The organism is Pedobacter sp. TM02, assembly GCF_059705275.1.
On the sequence record NZ_AP046530.1, the window covers coordinates 2,639,656 to 2,652,368 of the forward strand.

At 45.3% G+C, this 12,713-nt stretch carries 7 protein-coding genes; 4 read left to right on the plus strand and 3 right to left on the minus strand.

The genetic code is table 11. From position 1 onward, the window contains the following. Window positions 1-93 precede the first annotated feature (93 nt). On the plus strand, window positions 94-1,530 hold the full coding sequence (gene asnS / locus AC6H1S_RS11235; RefSeq protein ID WP_199141713.1) for an asparagine--tRNA ligase: 1,437 nt from the start codon (window positions 94-96) through the stop codon (window positions 1,528-1,530). Window positions 1,531-1,618: 88 nt separating this feature from the next. Here the strand turns inward: asnS and AC6H1S_RS11240 are convergent, their stop codons facing one another. Beyond that, on the minus strand, window positions 1,619-2,020 hold the full coding sequence (locus AC6H1S_RS11240; RefSeq protein ID WP_497563659.1) for a hypothetical protein: 402 nt from the start codon (window positions 2,018-2,020) through the stop codon (window positions 1,619-1,621). 28 nt (window positions 2,021-2,048) lie between these two features. Then, a complete protein-coding gene (locus tag AC6H1S_RS11245) occupies window positions 2,049-3,689 on the minus strand; it encodes an FMN-binding glutamate synthase family protein (RefSeq protein ID WP_199141715.1) in 1,641 nt (546 codons plus the stop codon). Between the two features lie 165 nt (window positions 3,690-3,854). On the opposite strand from AC6H1S_RS11245, the gene AC6H1S_RS11250 reads away from it, so the two are divergent. Beyond that, window positions 3,855-4,475 carry an L-threonylcarbamoyladenylate synthase gene (locus AC6H1S_RS11250; protein WP_199141716.1) on the plus strand — a complete coding sequence of 207 codons (621 nt, stop codon included), beginning with the start codon at window positions 3,855-3,857 and terminating at the stop codon, window positions 4,473-4,475. A gap of 10 nt (window positions 4,476-4,485) precedes the next feature. Here the strand turns inward: AC6H1S_RS11250 and AC6H1S_RS11255 are convergent, their stop codons facing one another. Beyond that, the gene (locus AC6H1S_RS11255) at window positions 4,486-4,875 is read right to left on the minus strand and encodes a hypothetical protein (RefSeq protein ID WP_497563660.1); all 390 of its coding nucleotides are present in this window, start codon (window positions 4,873-4,875) and stop codon (window positions 4,486-4,488) included. Window positions 4,876-5,128: 253 nt separating this feature from the next. On the opposite strand from AC6H1S_RS11255, the gene AC6H1S_RS11260 reads away from it, so the two are divergent. Together AC6H1S_RS11260 and AC6H1S_RS11265 are read left to right on the plus strand one after the other, a co-directional pair. Then, complete coding sequence (locus AC6H1S_RS11260; RefSeq protein WP_497563661.1) at window positions 5,129-11,635, plus strand: lamin tail domain-containing protein; 6,507 nt, start codon at window positions 5,129-5,131, stop codon at window positions 11,633-11,635. A gap of 14 nt (window positions 11,636-11,649) precedes the next feature. Continuing rightward, on the plus strand, window positions 11,650-12,570 hold the full coding sequence (locus AC6H1S_RS11265) for a PorP/SprF family type IX secretion system membrane protein (protein WP_497563662.1): 921 nt from the start codon (window positions 11,650-11,652) through the stop codon (window positions 12,568-12,570). Window positions 12,571-12,713: the final 143 nt, after the last annotated feature.

Consider the following 12,713-nt stretch of genomic DNA (forward strand, 5'->3'; position numbering starts at 1 on the left):
AGAAAAAATGTATTTTATAAAAAACAATGGACAAAAGCCATCGGGATTTAGGTTTAAATCCTTATTTTTGACCCCCTTATAAAGCAATTCGCAATGATCAAGAGAGAAAAAATCAAAGACCTGCTGCAGTCTACTGCATTTAACACCGAAGTTAAAGTAATGGGATGGGTACGTACCTTCCGCAATAACCAGTTTATAGCCTTAAACGACGGTTCTTGCATGGGCAATATCCAAATTGTAGTAGATTTTGCCAATACGCCCGAAGAATTGCTTAAACGCATTACTACAGGCGCCGCGCTTGCCATTGAGGGCACTTTGGTCGAATCATTGGGCAAGGGCCAAAAGGTTGACATCAAAGCCCGCCACATTGAAATATTGGGCGACAGCAATGCAGAAGAATATCCTTTGCAGCCTAAAAAACACAGCTTGGAGTTTTTACGGGAAAAAGCACACCTGCGTTTTCGTACCAATACTTTTAATGCCGTTTTTAAGGTAAGGCATGCCTTGGCTTTTGCCATCCATCAGTTTTTTAACGAACAGGGCTTTGTTTATATGCACACGCCGGTCATTACCGCCAGCGACGCCGAAGGTGCTGGAGAAATGTTCAGGGTAACCACCTTGGATTTCGACAATACGCCACGCACCGAAGATGGAAAAGTTGACTTTAAGGAAGATTTCTTTGGCCGTTCTACCAACCTGACCGTTTCTGGACAGCTGGAAGGCGAATTGGCGGCTATGGCTTTCGGACAAATTTATACCTTCGGACCAACATTTAGGGCCGAAAACTCAAATACCACGCGCCATTTGGCCGAATTCTGGATGATTGAGCCAGAAGTAGCCTTTGCCGACCTGGAAAACAACATGCAATTGGCAGAAGACATGATGAAATATGTTATCAATTATGCCTTGACCCATTGCAAAGACGAATTGGCTTTCTTAAACGACAGGTTGCTGGAAGAAGAAAAACAAAAGCCGCAACAAGAAAGAAGCGAGCTTTCTTTACTGGAAAAACTCGATTTCTGTTTGGCCAACGATTTTGAGCGTTTAACTTATACCGAAGCGATACAGATCTTAAAATCGTCGAAGCCGAACCAGAAAAAGCAATTCAAATACCTGATTGACGAGTGGGGTGCAGATTTGCAGTCGGAGCACGAACGCTATTTGGTAGAGAAGCACTTCAAAAAACCGGTAATCCTAACCGATTATCCAAAAGACATCAAGTCGTTTTACATGCGCATGAACGACGATGGCAAAACCGTAGCCGCTATGGACATCCTGTTTCCGGGCATCGGCGAAATGATTGGTGGTTCGCAACGCGAGGAGCGTTTAGACAAATTGACCGAGCGCATGGCTGAAATGAACATTCCGGAAGAGGAACTATGGTGGTATTTAGACACCCGCAGATTCGGTTCGGCGCCACACGCCGGCTTTGGATTGGGTTTTGAGCGCCTGGTACTGTTCGTAACCGGCATGACCAACATCAGAGACGTAATTGCTTTCCCGAGATTCCCTAAAGGAGCCGAGTTTTAAGCCCAGGCTACCACGGCTTTGCCAGTTTTCGCATAAAAAACCCGTTCTGTAAATTGCAGAACGGGTTTTTATTTTCTTTTGTGTTGCCTTAGTGATCCTCTAAAAGCGCAGGCTCTTCAGGCTTAGCAAAATTAATGAGGTAAGCTACCAAAATCTCCAGGGTAAAAACAGCTTTCATCGCCATAAATGCAATGTTTAGTGCGAGATTTTTATAATCAAACTCCAGCTCTTCTATCATCACTGCAATCAGCAGCACCGCATTAGCTACCAGAAAAAACAAAATCCTTCCCTCCTGTTTTCTGATGTTTTTGAACAGATTAAGTGATAAATTGCCCCTGATGATATAGAAATACAAAAAAACAATTGAAAGTACCATTAACACAAATACCAGCTTGGGGTATTGTTTATCAAAAATTGCGAGGTAATAAAAAGACAGCAAGACCAACAATAACGGAATGATCTTGAAGTCTTTAGAAATTGTTTTAGCCATTTGGATTTATACTGTTTAAAATCGACTTTTACTCGTGATGCGCACTGGCATGCTGGTAATCGACCAATGAAACTTTGTAATCGGTGGGTGCAAAACTGGCCGATGTGCTCAAGGCCATGCCCAATTCGTGCTGCAAAGGATAAGGCGTTTGCAATAAACTTCCCTCTGGTATGTAAGGAAAGGTTTCGATATAGCTCTGCATCATGTTTTGCGAAGTACGGCGGTTAATGTAGGCACGGGTAAGCTGGTAAGGATGGCGTAAGCCTGCCGCGCCCAACAATTCGACCGCGCTTTGCACGGTAGCCTGATGGAAATTGAATACGCGAACCGTTTTGTCTTCTACCACCAAGCCCTTCATCAAACTAGGATCTTGGGTAGCCACACCAGTTGGACAAGTATTGCTATTGCATTCTAATGCCTGGATGCAGCCCAAGGCAAACATCATACCACGGGCCGAGTTACATAGATCGGCACCGAGGGCAATGTTTTTCACTAAATCAAATCCGGAAGCCACCTTGCCCGAAGCAATGATTTTAATATGTTTCTTTAGCCCGAAGCCACTCAATACATCGTATACAAAAGCAACACCTTCACGCAATGGCATACCTACGGCATTAGAAAATTCTTGCGGTGCGGCGCCGGTACCACCTTCGCCACCATCAACGGTAACAAAATCTACATAAATACCGGTTTCGATCATGGCTTTGCAGATGGCAAAAAATTCGCTCCTGCGACCGATGCAGAGCTTAAAACCTATGGGTTTGCCACCAGAAAGGGTACGTAGCTTTTTCACAAACTCCATCATTTCTATCGGCGTAGAAAATGCGGTGTGCGCAGGTGGCGAAATTACATCGAAACCCTCTTTTACCAAACGGATGCGGGCAATTTCAGGCGTTACTTTTTTAGCCGGCAAGATACCGCCGTGACCTGGCTTGGCACCTTGCGAAAGCTTGATTTCGATCATTTTTACGTTAGGCGCTTTAGATCTTTCTGCAAAGGCATCGTAATTGAAAGAGCCGTCGTGGTTTCTGCAGCCGAAATAACCCGTTCCGATTTGCCAGATCAGGTCGCCGCCCGGTCCGCTGTGGTAATCGCTAATGCCACCTTCGCCAGTGTTATGCGCGAAATTGCCCATTTTGGCACCGCCATTTAACGCAAGAATGGCATTTTGGCTCAGCGAACCAAAGCTCATGGCCGATATGTTGTAAATACTGGCCGAATAAGGCTGGGTACATTCTGGCCCACCCACCAATACCCGTGGATTGGAATCCAGTTCGTGGTGGCTAATGGCGGCAATGCTATGGCTCAGCCACTCGTAGCCGTTTTCGTAAACATCTAATTGGGTGCCAAAGGGAATGGTATCATTGTCTTTTTTGGCGCGTTGGTAGATCAGCGAGCGGTTAAGGCGACTAAAAGGCTTGCCATTGGTATCGCTTTCTATAAAATACTGATAGATTTTAGGCCTCAATTCCTCCATAAAATACCTGAGGCGACCAAAAACCGGATAGTTCCTTACGATACTATGTTTAGGCTGATACAAATCGTATACACCAAGCACCACAAAAGGTCCGGTAAAGATAAACAACCACCACAGGGGTGCATAAGTAAGTCCCAACATAATGGTGAGCGCCACCAGGAATGCGGCAATGGCAACAAAAGCTTTTCTCATAATCTATCGTCTTAATGCTGTTTCTAAAATTTTGAAATCAATACAAACCGATTGGTCCAAAAGTAGCAAATGCTTTAACGCTAAGCGAGCATGAACCGTCTATTAAATGTAATTATAATCTTACGATGTTAAACAAGCAGCGCCGTAATTTTGTTATTTTTACATATGCTTATCAAAATTTATCCTGAAAATCCGAATCCGAAGGCCATTGAACAAGTGGTGGAGGTACTGCAAAAAGGCGGATTGATCATTTATCCTACCGATACGGTTTACGGCTTGGGCTGCGACATTACCAATCAAAAGGCCATCGAAAAAATCTGCCGCATCCGAGGCATCAAGCCAGAAAAGGCCAACTTTTCTTTTATCTGTTCAGATTTGAGGCATATTTCAGATTACATCAAACCCATAGACACTACGGTTTTCAGGGTATTGAAAAAGGCACTCCCAGGTCCGTTTACCTTTATTTTCAACGCCAACAACAATGTACCCAAGCTGCTGAGCTCGAACAAAAAAACGGTGGGCATACGCGTACCCGACAACAACATTGCGAGGCAGATTGTAGAAGCCCTTGGCCATCCTATTATTTCTACCTCTATCAAAGATGACGACGAATTGATCGAATATTCTACCGATCCGGAACTGATCCACGAAAAATACGAAGACCTGGTTGATCTGGTGATTGACGGTGGCTATGGCGACAACGAAGCTTCTACCGTAATTGACTGTACAGGTGGGGATTTTGAGGTGGTACGTGAAGGCAAAGGAAATATTGAGGATTATTTTTAGCCCATACAAGTTAACGGCTATCATCTTTCCTATACCTATCTTCATAACTCAGAATCATTTTTTGATGATTGGACTTGAAAACTTCTACCATTAAAGTATTTATCTTCTTCGAAAGAGAATCACCAACACTGATGTTCGGCTCCCACGGGCGAAAAATGTAATATTTATAGCCATTGTTAAGTAGCGCGACTTTTACGCTGTGATTTTGCTCTTCTATATACAGACTATCTACTACCCCATTAAAATGCTCAGCCAGGTCGTCTTTTCTCATTACAACTCCCTTATCCTCCATGGTGGCAAATGACCATATGGCAAAAGACAAGAAAAATACAAAGGGTATACCGAACACTAGCATTATGATTCTATTGTCTTTTTTGGAGAGCAGGTTTTTATCGATCATTGATTTGTTCATTTTTTGTTAAGTTGTCTGGGCACATGGGAAGTATAAGTAAATTTAGTAGGTAATGAGCCTATTTTAACAGAAGAGCTATATTTTGAAATAAAATTCCGTTGCGCGCCTGCTTTCAAAGAATTTATGCAACGTTAAAATCATCTGAAGATTATCTTTAGTTTTCCACAAAATGATTATTTAACAACAACTTAACATTGAAAATTAGTTTTTGCGTATACATTTGCTTGTTAAATTAATGTATATGAGAAAACTTTTACTCTTTTTTCTTTTTGCCACCATTTGCTATTTACCCTTGCATGTTTGCGCACAAATCGCAAGTTGGGACTTTACGGGGCAAAACCAGGTGGCTACCTCCACTGCCAATAGTTCAGATCCTGGATTGGCTTCTGTTCCGGTACTCACTCGTGGTACAGGCGCAGCCGCAAGTGCAGGAGCCAATTCATTTAGAACAGTGGGGTTCCAAAACAATGGTATCAGCACGGCAAATACAGATTATTTCCAGGTCACGCTGACCGCAGCTACCGGAAAGCGACTTTCTTTGAGCAGCATTGACGCCAAATTTGCCGGAACTGCGTCGTTCTATGCATCTCCTGGTGTCTCTTCGCAATTTGCCTATAGTTTGGATGGCACTAATTTTACATTAATTGGCACTCCAGCAACTATTTTAGCCGCCAGCTTAAGCAGTTCTACCAATCTTTCTGGTGTTACAGACCTTCAAAACATACCGGCAGGCACTACGGTAACCTTACGTTATTATGCAAGCGGACAAACTACTACGGGGGGCTGGGGATTTAACTCCTCTTCAAGTGGTACAAATGGCTTTTCAATTAGCGGAACGTTATCAAACGTCAGTACAGGTACCCCTACATTAAATGCCAACCCTACCGCTTTGGCTTTTGGCAGCTTAAATACAGGCTCCACAACCACTGCACAAACCTATGTATTAAATGGCAGCAATTTAACAGCAGCCGTTAGCGTTACTACAGTTGCTCCTTTTGCCGTTTCGAAAGATGGCACAACATTCAGTTCTTCTATTAGCTATACGGCTGTTGAAGCGGCAGCCTCTCCAACGGTCTACGTACGATTTAGCCCTACTGCCGGCGGACCAGCCAACGGAACCGTGGTGAACTCAAGTACAGGAGCTGCAGATGTGAGCGTGAGCGTAAGCGGTACTGGCATCAGTGGTACCGTAAATGCCAGCAAGGCATCGCTCGACTTTGGCAACCAAAATACCGGTACCAATTCGGCATCACAAAGCTATATATTAAGTGGCACTGGATTAAGCAATGACGTAACAGTAAGTACCTCTGCTCCTTTTTCTGTTTCGAAAGACAACACCACTTTTAGCCAATCGATTACTTATACTACAACAGAAGTTGGTAGTAGCCCGACTGTTTATGTACGTTTCAGTCCGACAAGCGCTGTAACTTCTACAGATAATGTGCTTAATGTAAGTACAAATGCCAATAGCGCTACATTAGCGCTTTCGGGTACAGGTGTTACACCTCCAGCTCCTCAGGCCCATGTGGTGATTAGCGAGGTGTATGGCGGCGGTGGCAATAGTGGCGCCACCTATAAAAATGACTTTATCGAATTATACAATCCGGGCAATGTAGCCGTTGATTTAACGGGCTGGTCGGTACAATATGCCAGTGCTACAGGTACGGGTAATTGGCAAGCCACACCACTAAGCGGCAGCATTCCGGCCAAAAGTTTCTATTTGATCCAACAGGCAGCCGGAGCCGGAGGAACAACTAACCTGCCTACCCCCGATGCGGTTGGAACTTTAGCTCTTTCGGGTACAGCAGGTAAGGTTTTATTAGCCAATACAACCGCTATTCAAACCGGCATCAAGCCTACGGGTTCGCAAATTATCGATTTGGTAGGTTTTGGCACAGCCAATGGCTTTGAAGGCACTGGACCTACTCCAGCTACCACGAACACTACATCCATTGAAAGAAAGGCAACCGCTACCAGTACGGCCACTACGTTAGCTGCAGGAGGCACGGAAGAGTTTGCCGGCAACGGTTACGATACCGACAACAACAATACCGATTTTGTAGCGCAAACACCTAACCCTCAAAACTCGACGGTTATGGAGCCTACAGGCGCCAACCACGTGGTCATTAGCGAAGTATATGGAGGCGGAGGCAACAGTGGCGCAACCTATAAAAACGACTTTATCGAATTATACAACCCAACCAATGCCGATATTAGCTTAACGGGCTGGTCGGTCCAATATGCCAGTGCTACGGGTACAGGCAATTGGTCAACTACTGCCTTGTCTGGCACCATTAAAGCCAAAGGCTTTTACTTAGTTCAAGGTGCAGCAGGTGCTGGAGGTACCCAAAATTTGCCTATACCTGATGCAACAGGTAGTTTAAATCTTTCAGGAACAGCAGGAAAAGTGGCATTGAGCAACAGTACTACTGCCCTTACCGGAGCTAATCCAACCGGTACCAACATTGTAGACTTGGTTGGTTATGGCACTGCAAATGGCTACGAAGGCAGTGGTCCGGCGCCAGCAACCACCAACTCTACATCGGCAGAGCGCAAGGCCAACGCGGCATCAACAGCAGCTACCATGGCTATTGGAGGTACAGACGAATTTGCGGGCAATGGTTTTGATAGCGATGATAACAGCATCGATTTTGTAGTAAGTACGCCAAATCCCCAAAACTCTACCGTCACAGAACCTATTTCCAGCTCTGCAGCCAGCATTAGTGTTACGCCAACCAGTTTGGCCTTTGGCAGCCAGGCCATTAATACGGTTTCAACAGCCAAAACCTATACGCTAGCTGGGGCTAACCTGACCAATAATGTAAGTATATCGGTTAACGCACCTTTCAGCATTTCGAAAGACAATGCTATTTTTTCTAATTCGACAAGTTTTACAGCGGCAGAAGCCATGGCTGGTCAAACCCTGTATGTAAAATTTAGCCCAACTGCTATTGGCAATGCCGCGGTTCAGTTGGCTCACAGCAGCGCTGGAGCCACCACGGTTAACCTTGCTCTTAGTGGTGCTGGTGTTGATCCGAACCAAACCGTATTCAACTTCGAAAACTGCACTACAGCTGGCAGTTCGGCCCTTTCAGATGGTTTTTATCAATATAGCGTTGCCGGTGCCCAAACCTGGGGCTGTGTAAGTACTTTTGGTCATGACCCGAGCGATGCAACCGGAAAAGCCAGTACAGGCAATGCATTGCAAATAAACGGTTATGCCGGAGGCAATATCCAAAATGAGGATTGGCTGATTTCTCCAGCTTTGAATTTATCGGCCATGAACTATGCAGTATTATCGTTCTGGACCCGTTCTGCATTTGCCGGCGATAAATTGAAACTCAAAATATCGACCAATTACACAGGTAGTGGCAATCCAAGCGCAGCCACATGGGTTGATTTAGATGGAAAGTTTCCTGAAACCGCTACAGACACCTGGACCAAATCAGACTTTATTGACTTAACGCCTTACAAGGCTGCACCAGTTTATGTGGCTTTTGTTTATACTTCTACCACTTCATCGGCCAGCAGGTGGACAGTTGACGATTTCGCCGTAAACAATTCGGCTACACCGCCACCTGTTGACATTACCGTGTCGCCATCAAGTTTAAGTTTTGGTTTCCAAGCGGCAGGCACAACTTCGGCCGAAAGTACATTTGGCTTTTCTGCGGGCAACCTAACCGGCGATGTAACCTTAACTGCTCCTGCCAATTTCACTATTTCTAAAACCAGCGGTGGCACTTTTGGTTCAACGCTAACATATACCCAGGCAAGCATTAACAATACTTCACAAACCGTTTATGCCAAATTCTCGCCAACAGCAGTTAACACCACCTACAATGGCAATGTAACCATAGCTACACCGGGCAGTGCGAATAAATCGGTAGCCTTATCGGGCAACACTTTCGATATAGCCAATACTTTGGAGGTGGTAAACTGGAACATCGAGTGGTTTGGCAGTCCGGCCCAGGCACCAAACGACGACCAGCTCCAAGCCACTAACGTGAGAACCGTTGTGAACAGCCTTGGTGCCGATATTTATGGCTTCGCCGAAGTGGTTGATACCACGCTTTTCAGAACCAAGGTATTACCTGCTGGTTATGGCGTAATTTTTAGCGAGTTCGGTTCTTATGCCGACAACAAATCTGATCCAGATTACACTTTGGCTCAGAAACTGGCCTTCATGTACCGTACCGATATCATTAAGCCATTGAGGACTTATGGCGTATTGCAAGACACCTATAATCCTGCTGTACCATCAACCAGCGTAGACGGTACGCCATACAAAAACTGGTCGTCAGGCCGTTTCCCATTTGCCATGGAAGCCGAGGTAACCATTAACGGCAAAAAAGATACCGTAACCTTTATCGAAATCCACGCCAAGGCCAATACCGGTACAACAGCCGACCAGATTGATGCCTACAACCGACGAAAAGGGGGCAACCTGCAGTTCAAAACCTGGCTAGATGCCAACCTTGCCGGCAAAAAAGTACTGATTTTGGGCGATTTTAACGATGTATTGGATGCTGACAAAACCATTGCGCCAATGCCGGCCGGAACAGGCACCTCTTATTCGGATTTTACTAACGATGTGGCCAATTATTTTCCCATCACCCTGCCTTTAAGCTTAGCCGGAAAACAATCGACAGCGGGTTTCCCTACGGTTATCGATAACGTTATCATTACCAAAGCGCTCAATGTCAATTATATTCCAGGCACAGCCGAAGTTATAGATGGTGCTAAAAACCTGGTCACCAATTATGCCAACACCACCACCGACCACTACCCTATCAAGTCGAGGTATTTGTTTGGCAATGGCGCACCAACATTGAATACCATTACAGATCAAACCATTTGCTACAGTCAGAGCAACCAAACCGTTGCTTTAACCGGTATTTCGGCAGGCCCAGAAACCAGTCAAACCACTACTTTAGCTGTCACTACAGACAATGCTAACTTATTTGATGTTTTAAGTGCACAAACGACCAGCGCCGACAAAGGCACGGTAACCTACCATCTTAAAAATAATGTAAGTGGCACAGCTAACATCACCGTTAAGGTAATGGATAACGGCGGCACCGATTTTGGTGGCGTTGACAATGTCAGCAGAACCTTTAAATTGACTGTAAACAGCTTGGCTACCGCCACTATTGCGGGTACTGCCACAACTGTGGTTAATGCAACGGCACCAGTAATTACTTTTACCGGAGCCAATGGAACCGCCCCTTATACTTTTACCTATAACCTAAATGGCGGTGCCAATCAAACCATTACCACAACCAGTGGCAACAGCGTAACGCTTAATGCATCTACTGCGGTTGCGGGTACCTTTAACTACAACCTGGTTAGTGTAAGTGATGCCAATTGCAGTCAGGCGCAAACAGGAACCGCAACAATTATGGTTAATCCATTGCCTGTTGGCAATATCAGCGGTACTACCGCCGTTTGTCAAAATGCAACAGCACCTAACGTTACGTTTACAGCTACTGTAGGCACAGCTCCTTTTACTTTTACCTACAATATTAATGGAGGCACCAACAAAACCGTAACTACCACCAGCGGCAATAGCGTAACCGTAGCTGCACCAACCACAGCCACCGGTACATTTGCCTATAATTTGGTAAGTATTGCCGATGCCAATGCCAGTCAGGCGCAAACCGGTACGGCAACAGTTACCGTTCGCACCTTGGCTACCGCGAGCATTTCGGGTACAACAGCAGTTACCGTGAATGCAACGGCACCAGTAATTACCTTTACCGGCGCCAATGGAACCGCACCATATACCTTTACTTACAACATTAACGGTGGCACCAACAAAACCGTAACTACGACCAGTGGCAATAGCGTAACCGTAGCTGTCGCGACAAATGCAGCAGGTACATTTGCCTATAATTTGGTTAATGTAAGCGATGCCAACTGTGGACAGGCACAAACCGGAACAGCAACTGTAGTTGTACGTCCGTTGCCAACTGCTACCATAGCCGGAAATGGACAGGTTTGCTTGAATGGCGCCTCTCCTGTGGTTACTTTTACCGGTGCGGCCGGAACTGCGCCTTACACCTTTACCTATACGGTTAACGGTGGCGCAAACAGAACCATTACCACCAATAACACTACTGCTACTTTAAACGTGCCTACCAATACTGCAGGGACATTCGTCTATACTTTGATTAGCGTAGCCGATGCCTATGCCAATCAGGCGCAAAGCGGAACAGCTACCGTAATCATCAATGCTTTGCCCGCTCTGGTTATCACGAGCAATACTTCATCGGCAGTAATTTCTAAAGGTACCGCTATCGTACTTTCGGCCAGCGGCGCAAATACCTATACCTGGTCGCCACAAACAGATGTAATTGCCGGACAAGGAAGTGCCAATTTAACCATCAGGCCAAAACAAACCACTACCTACACCGTTACCGGAACCAATGCTTCGGGCTGTACCACTACGCAGAGCATTACCATTCAGGTACAAGACGATTATCAGGTAAAGGCCCTCAACATCATGAGCCCTAACGGCGATGGCAAAAACGATAAGTTCGTGATCCAGAACATCGATTACTATCCGAACAATACCCTGACCATTTTCGACCGATCTGGCCGAAAAGTATACACCAAAAAAGGTTATGCCAACGAATGGGATGGCACTTACAACGGTACGCCATTGGCTTCAGACACGTACTACTACATCCTCGAGTTTGGAACCAACATCGCTCCATTTAAAGGCTACATCACTATTGTTAGAAACTAAAACGCAACACTCCAATGAAGATCAATTTTAAAAAATATCAATTTTTGAGCAATGCAATTGGACTGTTATTGCTTAGTTCGGCAGTGAGCATGCTGGGGAGCACAACCGCCCAGGCACAGCTCAATCCGTTAACCTCACAATACTTTTTAAACCAATACCAGGCTAATCCGGCTTTTGCGGGAACAATGGATGGTTTAAACGTAAACCTGAATTACCGCAAACAATGGAGCAACATTCCAGGGTCGCCAAGTACGCAATCCATTACCGCCGATTATAAAATGAACAAGGTAGGTTTGGGTCTCAACGTATTTAACGAAAAGGCAGGCTCGCTGCAACGCACCAAAGCCGTAGCCACCTACGCCTATCACCTGCCCTTGAACGATAATAACCAAAAACTTAATTTTGGTGCATCGGTGGGCATTATGAACGAGCGTATTGACTACAGCGAGGTAAACGGCGATCCTACCGATATGTCTATTGCCCAGTTCAACAACAAAGGCTCGCTGTTTGATGGCGATTTTGGGATAGCCTACACCAGCAACAAGCTGAACATTGAGGCCGTCTTGCCCAACATCAGGAGCCTGATTAAGCAAGAAGACAATAACAATGTAGACCGTTCGCAGTTTTATGCGGCCGCCAGCTATAAATTCGGTACCGGAGCGGGGGTTAATGCGCTCGAAATCGAACCTAAAGTTGCCTTTAGAGGCATAAAAGGCTACGAAAACATTGTGGATGCCGGAGCCAACTTCATTTTTGCCGAGAAAATATTCATCATGGGCATGTACCATACCACCAAGAGTGCTTCGTTTGGCGCAGGCATCAATTACAAAAATTCTCTGGCTATCATGGGCTTTTACACCACCGAAACTTCGGCCTTGCAAGGTTCGGCCAATGGTACTTTCGAAATCAGCCTAAGGGCAAGTTTGTTTAAATAAACAACTACCCAACCTTTCAAAACCGCTTCTTTTTGGAGCGGTTTTTTTATGCCTGATTAATCACAAAAGAAGTAAAAATGAGGCCAATAACATCAAATTTGGGTAAGACCTTAGCCATCAAGGCCATAAACAACGTAAACGAC